This is a genomic window from Methylocystis heyeri, from assembly GCF_004802635.2.
Classification (GTDB): domain Bacteria; phylum Pseudomonadota; class Alphaproteobacteria; order Rhizobiales; family Beijerinckiaceae; genus Methylocystis; species Methylocystis heyeri.
Genome location: NZ_CP046052.1, coordinates 4,463,673 through 4,480,237 on the forward strand (window position 1 = coordinate 4,463,673; position 16,565 = coordinate 4,480,237).

Below are 16,565 nucleotides of genomic sequence, written 5' to 3' on the forward strand. Positions count from 1 at the left end.
AGCCGCATTTTGTCTCGAACGCCGCGATTCTCGCGTCGATGCGCTCCAGGAGGACGATGAGAATGTCGAACCGAGACTACCGGCGCAGTTACGACGCGGGCGCCCGCATCGGGCTGGAGCGTCAATTGCTCTGGTGGGGCGCCGCCTTCGCCGTCCTGGCGGCGGCCTCCTATGCTCTCAGCTCCATTCTCACGCCTTTCGTCGCGGGGACCGTGCTCGGCTATCTGCTCAATCCGGTGGCCGATCGCCTGCAGGCCTGGGGGATGTCCCGGCTCGGCGCCACCATGATCCTCCTCGCGGTGTTTATTTTCATCGTGGTCTCGGCGGCGCTGCTCATCACGCCCGTGCTTTCGCGCCAGCTTCAGGGACTGATCGCCAGCCTGCCGGGCTATGTCGCCACGCTGCAGGGCCTGTTGACGGAGTGGAGCGAAAAGCTGACCTCGCATTACAACGCCTTTTTGCAGAAATACGAGCTCGCGGCTTCGGCGCCCACCATCGACCTGCAGAAATACTTCAGCGACGTCATCGGCGACGGCAGCGCCCTGGCGGCCGATTTCGCGCGGTCGCTGGTCTCGCGCAGCGTGGCCCTGATCAATATCGTGTCGGTCATCGTCGTCACGCCGGTGGTCGCTTTCTACATGCTGCTCGACTGGGACGAGACCATTGCGATCCTCGATCAGATGGTGCCTCCGCGCTACCGCGAGGATGCGAGGCAGTTGGCGGGGGATATCGACAAGGCGATGTCCGGCTTTCTGCGGGGCCAATCCGCCGTGTGCCTTTTTCTCGGCTGCTGGTACGCCGTCGGGCTGACGTTGATCGGCTTGAACTTCGGGTTCCTCGTCGGCGTCATCGCCGGCGTGCTCAGCCTCATTCCCTATGTCGGCTCGATCACGGCCTTCGTGCTCTCCATCAGCATGGCGCTGGTTCAGGACTGGCCGGACTGGCGTTTGCCGGTCGAGGCGGTGGGCGTGGTGAGCATCGGGCTCTTCCTCGACGGCAACGTCCTCTCGCCGCGCCTCGTGGGCGCCTCGGTCGGACTCCATCCGGTCTGGCTGATGTTCGCCCTTTTCGCCTTTGGAGCCCTGTTCGGCTTCGTCGGCATGATCGTCGCCGTGCCGGTCGCCGCCGCCGCCGGCGTCATCCTGCGTTTTCTCGCGCGGCGTTATCGGGAGAGCGACTTCTACCTGCGCCCGGCGCAAGGATCGGTGGAGAGCCGCTGATCCGCCATGGGGGACGGAAAACCGGATAGAAACCCCACGCCTCAGCTTGCGCTGGAGCTGCCTGTCGAACCGAGCTTCCGGCGCGAGGACTTCCTGCCGGCGCCGTCGAACCGCGCCGCGCTGGAGATGATCGACCAATGGCCCAATTGGCCGGATAACGCGCTGCTTCTGGTCGGGCCGCCGGGCAGTGGCAAGAGCCATCTGCTCGCCATCTGGGCGCGCAAAGCCGCGGCCCGCATATTCTCGCGGGAAGTCCCGCCGGCCGAATTCCTCGCCGGGGAGAAATTCGCCGCTCTCGGGATCGACGACGTCGACCGCTGCGGCAGCGAGCCGGCGCTTTTTCATCTGATCAATTTCGCTCGCGAAAACAGCGTGTTTCTGCTGATGACCGCATCCTCGCGGCCACGCGCGGAGCATTGGCGGCTGCCCGATCTGCTCTCGCGGCTGCGCCGCGCCCCTGTTGCCGAGATCGAGGCGCCCGACGACGAACTGATGCGGGCGGCCATGGAGAAAATGTTCCGCGACCGGCAATTGCTGGTCGATCCCTGGCTGATCGATTACGTCGCGCTCCGACTCGAGCGCTCGCTGGAGGCGGCGCGGGCTTTCGTCGAGGAAGCGGACAGGGAGGCGCTGGCCCGCGGCCGGCCGGTCACCCGCGCCCTTGCCGCGGAGCTCATCGCCCGGCGCGAGGAGAGCTGAAAAATCGGTGATCGCCGCGCGCCTTGTCCTATGGCATTATGAGAACGAAGCGGTCGGAGAAAGAGTTGTGACCCAGCAGCAGGTGAGAAACAAGAAGAGGGAAGTGCTGGAAGCGCTGGCCGGCGACGTCGTCATCGACGTTCCTTCGGGCTCGGACGACCTGCTCGCGTCGCCCAAGCGCTTCGTCAACCGGGAATTGTCGTGGCTCGAATTCAATTCCCGAGTGCTCGAAGAAGCCTCCAACCGCAATCATCCCCTGCTCGAGCAACTGCGGTTCCTCTCGATCTCGGCCAACAACCTCGACGAATTTTTCATGGTTCGCGTCGCGGGACTGCGCGGGCAGGCGCGATCGGAGCTCTCCGCCCTGTCCCAGGACGGCCTGACGCCGGCCGAACAGCTCGCCCAGATAAATGAGCGGGTCGCCGGGCTGACGACCGCTCAGGCGCGCCGGTGGCGCGAGCTGCGCCAGGACATCGAGGAAGTCGGCATCGTCATCGTCGAACCCGGCGATCTTTCCAAGGCGGACGGCGAGTGGCTGGAGGATCACTTCCTGACCCGCATCTTTCCGGTTCTCACGCCTCTTGCGGTCGATCCCGCGCATCCTTTTCCGTTCATACCCAATCTCGGCTTCACCCTCGCGCTGGAGCTGGTCCGGCCGGGCGATCGCAAAACCCTGCAGGCCCTGGTGAGGCTGCCTCAGAAGATCGAGCGTTTCGTGCGCCTTCCGGGCGCGACCTCCGCCGGCGGTCACGGCCGCGAGCGCTTCATGCTGCTCGAAACACTGATCGTGATGCACGCTCAGCGCCTGTTCCCGGGCTACATCCTGCGGGGCCAGGGATTGTTCCGGGTCATCCGCGACAGCGACATCGAGGTCGAGGAAGAAGCCGAAGACCTGGTTCGGCTGTTCGAGACCGCTCTGAAGCGCCGCCGCCGCGGCTCCGTCATCCGATTGGAATTCGCCTCAGACATGCCGATGACTCTTCGCGGGCTCGTCGCGGCCGAACTCGACGTCGACGAGAGCGAGGTTTTCGAACTCGAGGGCATGCTGGCGCTGATCGATCTTTCCGAGCTCGTCGCGCTCGATCGCCCGGATTTGAAGTTCAAGCCCTATAATCCGCGCTTCCCCGAGCGCGTGCGCGACAATGGCGGCGACTGCTTCCTTGCGATCAAGCAGAAGGATCTCGCCGTTCATCATCCGTACGAATCCTTCGATGTGGTGGTGCAGTTTCTGCAGCAGGCCGCGCGCGATCCCAATGTCGTCGCGATCAAGCAGACGCTGTATCGCACTTCTTCCAACAGCCCGATCGTGCGCGCCCTGATCGAGGCCGCGGAAGCGGGTAAATCGGTGACGGCTCTGGTCGAACTCAAGGCCCGTTTCGACGAGGAGGCCAATATCCGCTGGGCCCGCGACCTGGAGCGCGCCGGCGCTCAGGTGGTGTTCGGCTTTCTGGAACTGAAGACCCACGGAAAGCTGTCGATGGTCGTACGCCGCGAGGGGGCGGGGCTCGCGACCTATTGCCATATCGGAACCGGAAACTACCATCCCGTCACCGCAAAGATCTACACCGACATCTCCCTCTTCACCGCCGATCCCGTCATCGGCCGCGACGTCTCGCGCATTTTCAACTTCATCACCGGCTACGCCGAGCCGGCGGGGTTGGAGCGCATGTCGGTGTCGCCGATTTCCTTGAAGAAGAAGCTGCTCGAACACATCGAGCAGGAAGTCTCCTTCGCCAGAGCCGGCAAGCCGGCGACGATATGGGGCAAGTGCAACGCGCTGGTCGATCCCGAGATCATCGACGCCCTTTATCTCGCTTCGCGGGCGGGCGTCTCCATAGAGCTCGTGGTGCGGGGAATTTGCTGCCTGCGTCCGGGGGTTCCGGGCCTCTCCGAAAACATTCGCGTCAAGTCGATCGTCGGGCGGTTCCTGGAGCACGCCCGCATCTATGCTTTCGGCGGCGGCTACGCGTTGCCCCATCCGCGCGCGCATGTGTATATATCCTCCGCCGACCTGATGCCGCGCAATCTGGACCGGCGCGTCGAAACGCTGCTGCCCATCACGAATCAGACGGTGCATCAGCAGGTCCTCGATCAAATCATGATGGCCAATCTGATAGACAACGAACAAAGCTATCGCGTCCTGCCCGACGGCTCCTCCGCCCGCGTCATTCCCGCGGAGGGGGAGGAGCGTTTCAACGCGCACAAATATTTCATGACCAATCCGAGCCTTTCGGGTCGCGGGAAGTCGCTCAAGGAATGGCGCCCGCGTTCTCTGCTCAAGCGCAGAGACAATGAGTGAGCCGCTGCGGCCGCGACCGCTCGCTATAGTCGATATCGGCTCCAATTCGGTCCGGCTCGTCGCTTATGAGCGGCTGTCGCGCGCGCCTACGCCCATCTTCAACGAGAAAGCCATGTGCGCGCTCGGGAAGGGAGTGGTCACGACCGGCCGCCTCGCCGAGGAGGGGGTCGACAAGGCGCTGAAGGCCTTGCGCCGTTTTCGCGCCCTTTGCGAGACCATGGCGGTCGACGACATCACCGTCGTCGCGACGGCCGCGGCGAGAGACGCCGCCAACGGGCCCGCTTTTCTCGCCTCGGCGCAAACCGCCATCGGCCGCGAGATATCCCTTCTCACCGGGAAACGCGAGGCCGAGCTTTCCGCTCTCGGCGTCATTTCGGCGATTCATGCTCCCGAAGGCGTCGTCGGCGACCTCGGCGGCGGTTCCCTGGAACTGATCGACGTCGGCGGCGGCTCCTGCGGAAAGGGCGTGACCTTGCCGCTCGGAGGACTGGCGCTGATGGACGCATCGAAGCGCTCCACCCGCGAGGCGAGCCGCATCGCGCGCAAGGCCATAGCCGAAGCGAGGCCGCTTTCCGCCTTGAGGGGCCGCACTTTCTACGCGGTGGGCGGAACCTGGCGCGCCCTCGCGAGGCTCCATATGCGCCAGCGGAACTATCCGCTGGACGTCATGCACAACTATCGTATCCAGACCAGCGAGGCGGCCGAGTTCGCGGCCCTGGTCGAACGCATCGACAGCGAGGCGATCGCCGACATAGCCACCGTTTCGGCGGCGCGCCGCCCGCTTCTCGCCTATGGCGCCATCGTGCTCGACGAAATCATCCGCCGCGCCAAGCCCAGGGAGATCATCGTTTCGGCGGCCGGCGTGCGCGAAGGCCTTATCTATGAGCGCTTGAGCGACGCCGAGCGCGCAGCCGACCCCCTGCTCGTCGCGGCCCGCGAGGTCGACGCTCTGATGTCCCGGGCTCCGGGCTACGGCGAGGATCTCATCGGCTGGACCGACGGTTTCATGGCCTCCTCCGAAATAGACGAAAGCTTCGAGGAGAAGCGGTTGCGCCATACCGCCTGCCTGTTGTCGGACGTGGCGTGGCGCGCCCACCCCGATTATCGCGCCCAGCAGGCCACCAACATCGTCACCCACGGAGCCTTCGTCGGCGTGGATCACCCGGGCAGGGCCTTTCTGGCGCTCGCCGTGGTGTTTCGCCACCAGGGGCTCGACGGCGAGCATGGATTCTCGGCCCTGCGGGGGTTGTTGACCACCAGGCTGCTGATCCGGGCGCGGGTGCTGGGCGCAGCGATGCGGGTCGCCTATCTGCTTTCGGCCTCGATGCCCGGCGTGCTGCCTCTGACGCCGATGCGGGTGCAGCGCAATCGGCTGGTTCTCACTCTGCCCCCGGATCGCGCGGCCCTCGCCAGCGAGCGGCTCTACGGCCGGGTCAGAGCTCTCGGCCGTCTCCTCGGGTTGGAGGCCGCGCTCGAAATCGCGGCGATCGAATAGAGCGTCGCCACCTTAAACCTTGCTCTTTGCTTGACAGTGTTCCGGGCGCAGGCGATGAGTGCCGCCGCCGGACTGGCGCAACCATCAGTGTGTGGGGCTCATGCGGGTTTTTATCACCGGCGCCGCCGGTTTCATTGGTTTCCATCTCTCCCGCCGCCTGCTCGAACTCGGTCATGAGGTGTCGGGCTACGACGGCATGACCGCTTATTACGACGTGGAGCTCAAGAAGGCGCGCGTCGCCTTGCTCGAGAAAATGCCGGGCTTCAGTTTCACGACCGCGATGCTGGAGGACATGGCCGCGCTCGACAAGGCGGTCCGGGCCTCGCAGGCCGAGGTGATCGTTCATCTCGCGGCCCAGGCCGGCGTGCGCTACAGCCTGGAAAATCCACGCGCCTATGTCGACTCCAATCTCGTCGGCGGCTTCAATGTCCTGGAGGCGGCCCGACTCCATCCGGTTCGGCACCTCATGATGGCGTCGACGAGCTCTGTCTACGGCGCCAACGTCGAGGTTCCCTTCCGCGAGGAAGAGCGCGCCGACCATCCCCTGACGCTTTACGCCGCGACCAAGAAAGCCAATGAGGCGATGGCGCATTCCTATGCGCATCTGTGGTCGATTCCGACGACCCTGTTCCGCTTCTTCACCGTTTATGGTCCCTGGGGCCGCCCGGACATGGCCCTCTTCAAATTCGTCGACGCGATCGAGGCGGGACGGCCCATCGACGTCTATAATCACGGCGCCATGGCGCGCGACTTCACCTATGTCGAGGATCTCGTCGAGGCTATCGTCCGCCTGATGGAACGCCCGCCGACGGGCCCCGGCGAGGGCGCCGGAACATCGCCGGCGGCGCCGTGGCGGATCGTCAACATAGGCCGGGGCGAGCCGATAAACCTGAACGATTTCATAGAAATAATCGAAACCAAGCTGGGAAAGAAGGCGATCCGCAACAATCTTCCCATGCAGAAGGGCGACGTTCCCCAGAATTTCGCGGACAGCTCACTGCTCGAAAGCCTGACCGGTTACAGGCCGACGACGGGGGCGGTGGACGGCGTTTCCGCTTTCATCGACTGGTACTACGCCTGGCGCGATCGCGTCTGACATCGTTCATATCGCTGCAAATCGAGCCAAAGTCTCGGCAAAGCCCGCAGGAGTCGTTCAATACATTTTAATTGGAAAACGGCCGAGCTTTCCTTCCGGATCGTCAGGAGCTAAAGATTAACGAAATCATTACAGTGATTCGTGTACCTCGTTAGTCTCCTATGCGAAATCGCGCCGGCTTCGCGCCTGCCCGCGTCGCATGTCTCGCGTCTCCGTGGTGTTCGGCTCCAGGGGACTTAAGCTGGATGACCCCATGACGAAATTCGCGCTCGACTCCCTCGATCTCGCGGCCTTGCTCGCCTCCCGCGTCTGCCACGACGTCATTTCGCCGGTCGGAGCCATCGTGAACGGCCTGGAAGTCCTGGAGGAGGAAAAAGACGCCGAAATGCGCGGCCATGCGCTGGCGCTCATCAAATCCAGCGCGGCGGAAGCTTCCTCGCGCCTCCAGTTCTGCCGCCTCGCTTTCGGCGCCGCCGGCTCCAAGGGCTCCTCGATCGACACCGGCGACGCCGAGCACGTCACGCGCCAGCTTCTGGCCGACGAACGCACGCGGATCGAATGGAGCGTGCCGCGTGTCCTGATGGCGAAAAACAAGGTGAAGCTGCTGCTCAACCTTTGCCTCGTCGCCGACGCTGCGGTTCCCCGCGGCGGAGACATTTCGGTTTCGGCGAAGGGAGACGGCGACGAGATAGCTTTCCATATCGAGGCCAAGGGAACCAACGCGCGACTAGCGCCGGGTCTCGCGTCGCTTCTGATCGGGGAGCCGGAAGAGGGCGTTATCGATGCGCGCTCGATCCAGGCCTATTATACCGGCCTCATCGCCCGCTCCTGCGACCTCGAGATCTCCCTCGCCCTCGCCGGCGACGTCGTGACCATCGATGCGAAGCCGCTGACCCTCGAAGCGGAACAGCTTCAGAGCGCAGTCGCGTAAAGCCGACCCCCTTTTTAATTGCTCTCCCGCGGCGCCCGGCGGCCCCGCGGGAATTTCGCAATCATTTGAAGTCTTTTAACCCCTGTGCTCCAGAGTTCGACCCGCTAGAGCATGTTCCCAAAAAGTGCGAAGCGGTTTTTGGAAATGAACATGCTCCCTCAGTGAGATTTGGAGCGCGTTCGACTGCGTTTGAACCGAACGGGCTCCTGCTGCGCTTGCGGCGCGGATGCGGCCATGGACGATCTTCTTTCCGAATTTCTCGCAGAATCGGCCGAACATATCGACGCCGCGTCGATGGATCTCCTGCGCCTCGAGAAAGACCCGGCTGATTCCGCTCTCGTCGCCAGCCTGTTCCGGCATGTCCACACCATAAAGGGCAGCAGCGGTTTCCTCAGCCTGCCGCGCATAGGCCGCCTCACCCATTCGGTGGAGGCCTTTATCGGCGGCTTTCGCGAAGGCGCCCAAGCCAGTCCGGAACATGTTTCCCTGATGTTGAGGGTCGTCGACCGCCTGACGCTTCTGCTGGCCGAAACGGGCCGGCTGGAAGCGGAGCCAGAGGGAGAGGACAGCGACCTCTTGCAGGAAGTCGAGGCGGCGCAGGCCAGGCTGCTGCAGGGAGCGAGGAGCGCAGGGGCTGTCACCGGGGAAGGCGGCGCCAAGGCCGTCACGCCGCTGGAGGCTCCGGATTACGAGACTGACGCTCCGGCGGGCCGATATCCCCGCGCCGCCGAAACGGTGCGCGTGCCGGTAGGCGTCCTCGATCGCTTGATGGGGATTGTCTCGGAACTCGTCCTGACCCGCAACCAGCTGCTGGATCTTTCATCCGCAGCCGGCGACGAGCGCATTAAAGGCTCGGTGCAGAATCTCTCCAGCGCGACCGGCGATCTGCAGGACGCCGTCATGCGCGTGCGACTTCAGCCGGTCGGCATGCTCTTCGCCACGCTGCCGCGGCTCGTGCGCGACCTGTCGATGGAGCTCGGCAAGGAGATCCGGCTTGAAACGGCAGGCGCCGAAACCGAGCTTGATCGGCAGGTTATCGAAATCATCAGGGCGCCGCTGACGCATATCGTCCGCAACGCCGCCGATCACGGCGTCGAGCCCGTTTCCCGCCGCATCGCAGCCGGAAAGCCGCCGGCCGGCCTCATCCGCGTCGCCGCTTCGTACGACGCGGGGCAGATTACGCTGCAGATCAAAGATGACGGGCGCGGGCTGGACATAGCGCGAATAAAGGAAACCGCCAGGAAGAGGGGGCTCGCCGGCGCCGAAGCGCTGGAGCGAATGTCCGATGCGGATCTCTATCAGTTCGTTCTCGCTCCCGGCTTTTCGACCGCTACGAAGGTTACGAAGGTATCGGGCCGCGGCGTCGGCATGGATGTGGTGCGCGAGAACATCCAGTCGATCGGCGGAACCGTGTCGATCAGCTCTCGCGCCGGCGTCGGAGCCACTGTCACCTTGCGGATTCCACTCACGCTGGCGATCGCCCCGGCGCTGATCGTCTTCAGCGGCGGTCTGCGTTTCGCCGTGCCGCAGATGGCGGTGGCGGAAGTCGTCGGCGTGGGCGAGGGGTTCGACAGCGAAATCCAGTTTATGCACCAGGCGCCGATCCTGACGCTGCGTGGCGACGCCCTGCCGCTGGTCGATCTCGCCAGAACCCTGGAGGTCGCCGCGGTCGATGAAACCCGCTTCGGGCAAAGAGGATTCGTCGTCGTTCTTCGCCTCGGCGGCGTACGCTTCGGCTTGATGGTCGAAAACATAGCCGATGTGCAGGAGGTCGTGATCGAGCCGCTGGTCGGCGCCCTGGCCCGCATCGGCATTTTCTCCGGCCAGACGATCCTCGGCGACGGCTCTGCCGTGCTGATGCTCGATCCCGCTGTAGTGCTCGAGCGCGCAGGGGTCGGGAAAATGGCGGAGAGTCCGTCTTTCCGGGCGGCCGAACCCCTCCAGGAAGAAAAAAGGAAAACCGGGGTAGTGCTTTTTCGGGCCGGGGCGGGGGCCTTGAAAGCCCTGCCGATGTCGCTGGTCTTACGGATAGAGGAGGTTGAAGCCGGGCGTCTCCTGCGTTCCGGAGACCTCTTCGTGACCCTGGAGGACGGGCGCCCGCTTCCGGTGATTCCCGCGTCGGACGACATCGTCGTCGGCCCGCGCCCCTATCCGCTTTTGCTCCTCGCCGGAGGCGAGCCCTTAGGCCTCCTCGTCGAGGAGGTCGTCGACGTCCGTGAAGAATTCATAGACTTTCTGTCCAGGGGACCGAACGAGAAAATCGCCGGGGTCGCAAATCTGGCGGGCGAGGTCGTGGAATTCCTGGATGCAGGATATTTGTTCGACCGCGCCGATCCCCCCGCAATTGCGCGGGCGATCGAACGCCGTCCCCGTGTGCTTCTCGCGCACGGCGAGCAAATCGTTCTCGATATGCTCGGTCTGGCGCTTGCCGGCGCGGGCTATGAAGCGAGCGTCGCGACATCGGGGCGGGAAGCGCTCGCCTTGATCGAGCAAGGCCTCGAGGTGGAAGCCCTCGTCACCGACGTCGATATGGAGGTCGCGGTCGGCCATGGTCTGGCTCGCGCCTTCCTGGCGCTGCCCGGTTGCGCCGGCAAACCCGTCATCGGACTTGCGCGCCACGCCGCGCCGGAGGTTCTCGAAGCCGCAGCCGCGGAGGGGATCAGAGCGGTGGCGCGAAAACTGGATCGCGGAGCGCTTCTCGGTTTTCTCGAGAATTTCATCGGCCTAGCCTGCGCGACCGGGGATAGGGCCGGGGCGCCGGCGAAGGCGGAGATCGCAGCATGAACTTGGATCCGAGATATCCCGGTTACGGCGATCATCGCCTGCAACGGCGCGAGTCGCGGAAATCAACCTATTTCACCGTCAGGGTGGGAGCGCAAATCGTGGGCCTGCCGGTAGATGAGGTGAGAACGGTGTTTCACCCGGAAAAGCTCACGCCTGTGCCTTTGGCGCCTCCCGAGATCGCGGGTCTCGCCAATCTGCGCGGTCGGATCGTTACCGTCCTGCATCTGGATCGATGCCTGCGCATCGAATCGGACGAGACGAACGCAAAGCCCATCGCTGTCGGCATAGTTCACAACGGCGAGGATTACGCGTTTCTCGTGGATGACGCGGGCGACGTCGTCTACAGCGAAGAAGCGGACCGCATCGATTGTCCCGGCCACGTTGACGCACATTTCACCATGCTCGTGTCAGACTGTTATCGTCGCTGCGAAGGTTTCTTGCCCATCGTCGACGTGGCGAGGCTGATCGCAGAGGTTTCGCGGCAGAGCGAGTTGAAAAACAGAGCCGTCATTTCAGGAAATTCAGCCAGAGGAGCGCATCTATGAAACAGGTCCTTGTGGTCGACGACAGCGCGGTCATTCGCAAGGTCGCCCGGCGGATTCTCGAGGCGATGCATTTCAGAACCTCGGAAGCCGCCGATGGCCGCATCGCGATCGAGGAATGCGCGAAGGCGATGCCGGACGTCATTCTGCTCGATTGGAACATGCCCGAGATGGACGGGTTCGAGTTTCTGGGCGCCTTGCGGAGAATGCCCGGGGGCTCCGAGCCGAAGGTCGTCTTCTGCACGACCGAGAACGAAGTCGGCCATATAGCGCGCGCGATGCATGCGGGAGCCGACGAATATATCATGAAGCCCTTCGACCAGCACATCATGCGGGCGAAGTTCCAGGAAATCGGCCTGGTGTAGCCGAACAGTCGGCCGACGGCGCCGTATGCGTCTCGTCGGCGTCCCAGCGTAAGGCATGTCGGTAATGCGTAGTGCAGTGTTTTCCGAGGTTGCGTCGAACGCCTCCCGTCTCCCCCCTGCCGGCGTCGCAAGCCAGGGCCTGCATGCGGGCCTTGGATATGCGCGCTTCCGGAGCCAGATGGCGGCCTTGACGGGCGCCGCTCCTGCGCCCGATCGCCAATATTTCGTCGAAAGCCGTCTCGCGCCGATCCTTCGCGCCCACAACCTCGCCGATTTGTTGGAGCTCGCGAGCGCCATCGACGCGCGAGAAAGCCAAGCTCTCGTCGACGAGGTCATCGACGCCCTGATCGACAATGAGACTTCATTCTTTCGCGATCACGTCGTTTTCGAGGAGTTCGTCGGGCGCGTTCTGCCAGAGCTCATGAAGGCGAGATCAGAGGTCCGTCGTCTGCGCATCTGGTGCGCCGCGGTCTCCACAGGACAGGAAGCCTATTCCCTGGCCATGGCCCTGGACCATGAGGCGAGAGCGCTGCGCGGATGGACCGTGGAGGTTCTTGCGACCGATATCTCCGGAGCCGCGATAGAAGCCGCCCGAAGCGGCGTCTACAGCCAGTTCGAAGTGCAGCGCGGTTTGTCGACCAGCCGCCTGCTCCGCTATTTCCATCGCCACGAAGACAATTGGCGCGTGAATGAGCATTTGCGCGCATGGGTGTCGTTCGAACGGTTCAATCTCATGTCGGACCCCGGCGACTTCGGGACCTTCGACGCGATTTTCTGCCGCAACGCGTTGCTCCGCTTCGAGCCCCGGCGCAAACAGGAGACGCTGGCGCGCTTGGGGCGCGCCCTCGCGCCCGATGGCTTTCTCTTCCTCGGCGCATCGGAAAGCCTCGGTGAGGATTGCGAAAATTACGCGGCGGCTTCCGGCGATGGGATCTGGCGCCCTCGCGCTCGGCGGCGGCCGCGACTCGCGTTGGTGTAGAGCGCGTTCGGTTCAAATGCAGTCGAACGCCCTCCGAATCACATTGACGGAGCATGTTCTTTTCAGGCCGGATCAAAAGCGGCGCGAGCTGAAAGCACTCCGGCGCCGCGCCGTTTCTCCCAAGATCGCGGCGTCGCCTCGCTTGTTGCGAAGACGGCGGGACAAAATAAAAGCGCTCTCCGGCGGAGCGCCGGAACGCGCTTTTTTGCTTCAATCCCTTGGATCAGGCAGTGATGCGTTCGTCCGCCTCGTTGGGCTCGCGCAGCACATAGCCGCGGCCCCAGACGGTTTCGATATAGTTGCGCCCCTCGCTGGCGTTGGCGAGCTTCTTGCGCAGCTTGCAGATGAACACGTCGATAATCTTGAGTTCCGGCTCGTCCATGCCGCCATAAAGGTGATTGAGGAACATTTCCTTGGTGAGGGTGGTGCCCTTGCGCAGGGAAAGCAGCTCGAGCATCTGATATTCCTTGCCCGTCAGATGCACGCGCGCGCCATTGACCTCCACCGTCTTCTGATCGAGGTTGACGATCAGGTCTCCCGTGGTGATGACCGACTGGGCATGGCCTTTGGAGCGGCGCACGATGGCGTGAATGCGGGCGACCAGCTCGTCCTTGTGGAAAGGCTTGGTCAGATAGTCGTCTGCGCCGAAACCCAGCCCCTTGACCTTGTCCTCGATCCCCGCGAGCCCGGAAAGAATGAGGATGGGCGTTTTGACCTTGGCGACGCGCAGGGTCCGAAGCACCTCGTACCCCGACATATCCGGAAGATTGAGGTCGAGCAGGATGATGTCGTAGTCGTACAGCTTGCCTAGATCGATGCCTTCCTCGCCGAGATCCGTCGTATAGACGTTGAAGTTCTCGGACTTGAGCATGAGCTCTATGCTCTGAGCGGTCGCGCTGTCATCTTCGATCAGTAAAACGCGCATGTTGGTTCCCCACCGAGCTCCATGAATTCTTGCGACCGACGGCGCGTCGCCGACATGCGGCGGCGCTGTCTCGCCTCGAAGAGGCTGAGCGCCCACATCACCTATTCAATTAACGCTAAGCTACAATGGTTAACAAACCATCACTCTCGCGGCGTTCGCTGGCCCAACTTCTTAATCTAAAGAGGCGGAGCCAGCCTCATGCCGAGCCGACGCGGGGTAGCGCATGACGTCGGGCGACGTCGAACTTGCCCTGCAAACCTGAAGTTTTAGCCGAAGCGGCCTCGCCTGAGGACGAATCGGTTTTTTGTCGGCGCTCCACATTTGTTAAACCTTGTGGCTAAATTGATCTACTCTCCCAAGAGGGATTGTTTCCGTCGTGTGATAAAAAGCCGCATTTCCGCCCCGGCGCGTCCCGGCCGGTCGCCGCACGACATTGACTTGGCGAGAAGCTTTCCCCTATATGCCGGCTGCGGCGTCGCCTCTTTCGGGGCGGCGCCTGTATCTTTAGCGCGCTTTCCGCTCCAACGCCGAAGTCGCGCGGATTGGAAGAGTCGAGGCGCTCAGTCTTAAAAGTCCGTCAACTTTTATGACAAATGCGCCTCAGGCCGGCGGTTCGCGCGGCGGCATGGCTCGAGCCGGTTCGCTCCTTCGGGCGCAGGACACGGCTGGCGGGGAAAGAGCGTAAGGGGCGTCCTGGCAGGCATGATCCTGCGCGGCGGGCTCCGGCGCACGGCGGGGCTGAGGCGCTCCGTCGAAAATGTTAGAGGCGAGAGCCGAATGGAGCATTCCTTCGGCCCTGCTAGCGGAGAGCAACGGTGAAGAGAACTTATCAACCCAGCAAACTCGTGCGCAAGCGCCGGCATGGCTTTCGCTCGCGCATGGCGACTGTCGGCGGCCGCAAGGTCATCGCGACGCGGCGCGCTCGCGGACGCAAGCGTCTTTCCGCCTGAGCGGATCGTTGAGCCTACTTTCGGGCGGGCGCGAAAATGACCAGAGAAGCTTCGGGAGCTTCGGCGCCCGGTCTTGCTGCGCCTGAAAGGCTGCGCAGGCGCGAGGAATTCCTTCGCGCCTCCGCGAGCGGGATTTCGCGCAACTACGGCGCGTTCAAGGTGCTGATGGCTGTTCGCGCGGACGACGCCGAAGGCGCGCCGCGTTTCGGCTTCACAGTGACCAAGAAAGTGGCGGGCGCGGTCGGGCGGAACAGAATCCGACGGCGCCTGAAGGAAGCGTTGCGAGTCTCCAAAGCTCATGGCGCGCGCCCTGGTCGCGATTACGTGTTCATCGCCCGGCGCGCCGCGCTCACGGCGCCTTTTGCGGACCTCATCGCGCAAATGGCGGACGGGCTGGCGCGCCTCGGCCGTTCGCACGAAGCAGATCGCCCCAAAAAACCAAAGAACAGGCCAGTCGCGCCATGACACAACATACCAAGAACATGCTCATCGCCGCCGCCCTGTCGTTGGCGTTCATCGGCATATGGGATTATTTCTACGCCTTTCCGCAGATGGATAAGCAGCGCGCGCGCGTGATCGAGCAGCAGCGCGAGGCCACCCTGCCCAAGCTCGGCGCGCCGGAGAAATCCGCAGCGGGCGCCGCGCGGCCGCTGGTCCTGAAGAACCGCGCCGAGGCGCTCGCAGCGAGTCCCAGAATTACGATAGACACCCGGTCCATCGCCGGCTCGATCGCCCTCAAGGGCGGGCGGATCGACGACGTTTCTTTGAAAAATTACCATGAGACGGTGGATCGGCAGAGCCCGATCATCGTGCTTCTGTCGCCGGAAGAAAGTCCCGAGCCCTATTTCGCCGAAACCGGCTTCCTCACCGCGGCGGTCGACGAGGCCCCGGCGCTGCCGACGACCGACACCCTGTGGTCGGCGGACGGCGAAAAGCTGACTGCGACCCATCCGGTCACGCTGAGCTGGGAAAACGGCCAGGGCTTGCGCTTCAAGCGCAAGATTTCGGTGGACGACGAATATCTCTTCACGGTCGAGGACAGCGTCGAGAATACGACCGAAAAGCCGGTTCAGCTCTTTTCCTTCACCCGGGTGACTCGCATCGGCCGCCCCAAGAGCGCGGGTTACGCCGCCCTGCACGAGGGCTTCATCGGCGTGATCGGCGACGAAGGCGCTCAGGAAGTCAATTACGACAAGATCGAAAAGGAGCCCCACGGCCAGAAGACCTTCAAGGGTAGCGGCGGCTGGGTCGGCTTCACGGACAAATATTGGGGCGCGGTGGTCGCTCCCGATCAATCCGCGCCGCTGGAAGCGCGTTATTCCTCGATCGGCGCCAATCTGAAGACCTATCAGGCCGACACGGTTTCCGAGCCGAAGACTCTGGAGCCGGGCAAGGAAATTTCGGCCCTCGCCCATGTCTTCGCCGGCGCCAAGGAAGTCGACACTCTCGACGCCTACAAGATCAACCCGGGGCTGAAGCGCTTCGATCTCCTGATCGACTGGGGATGGTTCTATTTCATCACCCGGCCGATGTTCCGCATCATCGACTTCCTCTACAAGATCCTCGGCAATTTCGGCCTGGCTGTGCTGGCGGTGACTGTGCTGGTGAAGCTCGCCTTCCTGCCGATCGCCAACAGCAGCTACAAGTCGATCGCCAAGATGCGGGCGATACAGCCCAAGATCAAAGAGCTGAAGGAAAAATACGGCGACGACAAGCAGAAGTTCAACATGGAGCAAATGGAGCTCTACAAGCGGGAGAAAATCAGCCCGCTCGGCGGATGCATCCCGATGCTGCTTCAGATTCCGGTGTTTTTCTCGCTCTACAAGGTTCTGGTCGTCACCATCGAGATGCGCCAGGCCCCCTTCTATGGCTGGATCAAGGACCTGTCGGCCCCCGATCCCACCAATATCTTCAATCTCTTCGGCCTGATCCCCTACGATCCGACCCATATTCCGATGTTCGGAACCTATCTGGCGCTGGGCGTATGGCCGCTCCTCATGGGCGTGACCATGTGGCTCCAGATGAAGATGAACCCCGAGCCGACCGACGAAGTTCAGAAGATCGCCTTCGGCTGGATGCCGGTGATGTTCACCTTCACCATGGGCGGGTTCGCCTCGGGACTGGTGATCTACTGGACCTGGAACAACCTTCTGTCGATCCTGCAGCAGTGGGTGATCATGACGCGCGCCGGGGTGAAGTTCGAACTGTGGGATAACCTGCGCAAGACCTTCAGCCGGGCGTAAAGCCCGCCGTCGCGGCGCAGGGGGCTTCCCCTGCGCC

General features: G+C 63.3%; 14 protein-coding genes. 13 read left to right on the top strand and 1 reads right to left on the bottom strand.

Going from position 1 to position 16,565, the window contains the following annotated elements; all coding sequences use genetic code 11:
* The first annotated feature begins 62 nt into the window (after positions 1 to 62).
* The 10 genes from H2LOC_RS20165 to H2LOC_RS20210 all read left to right on the top strand — a co-directional run bounded on the left by H2LOC_RS20165 (position 63) and on the right by H2LOC_RS20210 (position 12,410).
* Entirely contained in the window at positions 63 to 1,220 is a 1,158-nt protein-coding gene (locus tag H2LOC_RS20165) for an AI-2E family transporter (protein ID WP_136494456.1), read from the top strand.
* 6 nt (positions 1,221 to 1,226) lie between these two features.
* Positions 1,227 to 1,919: a P-loop NTPase family protein gene (locus H2LOC_RS20170; RefSeq protein ID WP_136494457.1), complete on the top strand. Its 693-nt coding sequence runs from the start codon at positions 1,227 to 1,229 to the stop codon at positions 1,917 to 1,919.
* A gap of 115 nt (positions 1,920 to 2,034) precedes the next feature.
* Positions 2,035 to 4,218, top strand: coding sequence for an RNA degradosome polyphosphate kinase (locus H2LOC_RS20175; RefSeq protein WP_246207220.1), 2,184 nt, complete (start codon positions 2,035 to 2,037; stop codon positions 4,216 to 4,218).
* Positions 4,211 to 5,713, top strand: a complete 1,503-nt coding sequence (gene ppx, locus H2LOC_RS20180; protein WP_136494459.1) for an exopolyphosphatase — start codon at positions 4,211 to 4,213, stop codon at positions 5,711 to 5,713. The genes H2LOC_RS20175 and ppx overlap by 8 nt, the downstream gene beginning before the upstream one ends.
* A 100-nt stretch (positions 5,714 to 5,813) precedes the next feature.
* Positions 5,814 to 6,809: an NAD-dependent epimerase/dehydratase family protein gene (locus tag H2LOC_RS20185; RefSeq protein ID WP_202620502.1), complete on the top strand. Its 996-nt coding sequence runs from the start codon at positions 5,814 to 5,816 to the stop codon at positions 6,807 to 6,809.
* Between the two features lie 253 nt (positions 6,810 to 7,062).
* Entirely contained in the window at positions 7,063 to 7,740 is a 678-nt protein-coding gene (chpT, locus tag H2LOC_RS20190; protein WP_136494460.1) for a histidine phosphotransferase ChpT, read from the top strand.
* A 234-nt stretch (positions 7,741 to 7,974) separates the two neighbouring features.
* Positions 7,975 to 10,524 carry a hybrid sensor histidine kinase/response regulator gene (locus H2LOC_RS20195; protein WP_136494461.1) on the top strand — a complete coding sequence of 850 codons (2,550 nt, stop codon included), beginning with the start codon at positions 7,975 to 7,977 and terminating at the stop codon, positions 10,522 to 10,524.
* Positions 10,521 to 11,069, top strand: a complete 549-nt coding sequence (locus tag H2LOC_RS20200) for a chemotaxis protein CheW (protein ID WP_136494462.1) — start codon at positions 10,521 to 10,523, stop codon at positions 11,067 to 11,069. Before H2LOC_RS20195 ends, H2LOC_RS20200 begins: the two co-directional genes overlap by 4 nt.
* Positions 11,066 to 11,431: a response regulator gene (locus H2LOC_RS20205; protein ID WP_136494463.1), complete on the top strand. Its 366-nt coding sequence runs from the start codon at positions 11,066 to 11,068 to the stop codon at positions 11,429 to 11,431. The genes H2LOC_RS20200 and H2LOC_RS20205 overlap by 4 nt, the downstream gene beginning before the upstream one ends.
* A gap of 64 nt (positions 11,432 to 11,495) precedes the next feature.
* A complete protein-coding gene (locus H2LOC_RS20210) occupies positions 11,496 to 12,410 on the top strand; it encodes a CheR family methyltransferase (protein WP_136494464.1) in 915 nt (304 codons plus the stop codon).
* A 223-nt stretch (positions 12,411 to 12,633) separates the two neighbouring features.
* Here H2LOC_RS20210 and ctrA read toward each other — a convergent pair whose 3' ends face one another.
* Positions 12,634 to 13,335 carry a response regulator transcription factor CtrA gene (ctrA, locus tag H2LOC_RS20215; protein WP_136494465.1) on the bottom strand — a complete coding sequence of 234 codons (702 nt, stop codon included), beginning with the start codon at positions 13,333 to 13,335 and terminating at the stop codon, positions 12,634 to 12,636.
* Positions 13,336 to 14,150: 815 nt separating this feature from the next.
* Between ctrA and rpmH the strand changes: the two genes are divergently transcribed.
* The 3 genes from rpmH to yidC are packed head-to-tail and all read left to right on the top strand — an operon-like array spanning position 14,151 to position 16,528.
* Positions 14,151 to 14,285 (top strand): 50S ribosomal protein L34, encoded by a 135-nt coding sequence (gene rpmH, locus H2LOC_RS20220; RefSeq protein ID WP_115835612.1) that lies wholly within the window; start codon positions 14,151 to 14,153, stop codon positions 14,283 to 14,285.
* 36 nt (positions 14,286 to 14,321) lie between these two features.
* Positions 14,322 to 14,750: a ribonuclease P protein component gene (rnpA, locus tag H2LOC_RS20225; protein ID WP_136494466.1), complete on the top strand. Its 429-nt coding sequence runs from the start codon at positions 14,322 to 14,324 to the stop codon at positions 14,748 to 14,750.
* Positions 14,747 to 16,528: a membrane protein insertase YidC gene (yidC, locus tag H2LOC_RS20230; RefSeq protein ID WP_136494467.1), complete on the top strand. Its 1,782-nt coding sequence runs from the start codon at positions 14,747 to 14,749 to the stop codon at positions 16,526 to 16,528. The genes rnpA and yidC overlap by 4 nt, the downstream gene beginning before the upstream one ends.
* Positions 16,529 to 16,565: the final 37 nt, after the last annotated feature.

Excerpts from the sequence above, each read along its gene's own strand:
- H2LOC_RS20200 (WP_136494462.1), top strand. The coding sequence starts at position 10,521 with ATGAACTTGGATCCGAGATATCCCGGTTACGGCGATCATCGCCTGCAA.
- ctrA (WP_136494465.1), bottom strand. The coding sequence starts at position 13,335 with ATGCGCGTTTTACTGATCGAAGATGACAGCGCGACCGCTCAGAGCATA.
- rnpA (WP_136494466.1), top strand. The coding sequence starts at position 14,322 with ATGACCAGAGAAGCTTCGGGAGCTTCGGCGCCCGGTCTTGCTGCGCCT.
- yidC (WP_136494467.1), top strand. The coding sequence starts at position 14,747 with ATGACACAACATACCAAGAACATGCTCATCGCCGCCGCCCTGTCGTTG.
- H2LOC_RS20205 (WP_136494463.1), top strand. The coding sequence starts at position 11,066 with ATGAAACAGGTCCTTGTGGTCGACGACAGCGCGGTCATTCGCAAGGTC.
- H2LOC_RS20170 (WP_136494457.1), top strand. The coding sequence starts at position 1,227 with ATGGGGGACGGAAAACCGGATAGAAACCCCACGCCTCAGCTTGCGCTG.
- chpT (WP_136494460.1), top strand. The coding sequence starts at position 7,063 with ATGACGAAATTCGCGCTCGACTCCCTCGATCTCGCGGCCTTGCTCGCC.
- ppx (WP_136494459.1), top strand. The coding sequence starts at position 4,211 with ATGAGTGAGCCGCTGCGGCCGCGACCGCTCGCTATAGTCGATATCGGC.
- H2LOC_RS20165 (WP_136494456.1), top strand. The coding sequence starts at position 63 with ATGTCGAACCGAGACTACCGGCGCAGTTACGACGCGGGCGCCCGCATC.
- H2LOC_RS20195 (WP_136494461.1), top strand. The coding sequence starts at position 7,975 with ATGGACGATCTTCTTTCCGAATTTCTCGCAGAATCGGCCGAACATATC.
- H2LOC_RS20210 (WP_136494464.1), top strand. The coding sequence starts at position 11,496 with ATGCGTAGTGCAGTGTTTTCCGAGGTTGCGTCGAACGCCTCCCGTCTC.
- H2LOC_RS20185 (WP_202620502.1), top strand. The coding sequence starts at position 5,814 with ATGCGGGTTTTTATCACCGGCGCCGCCGGTTTCATTGGTTTCCATCTC.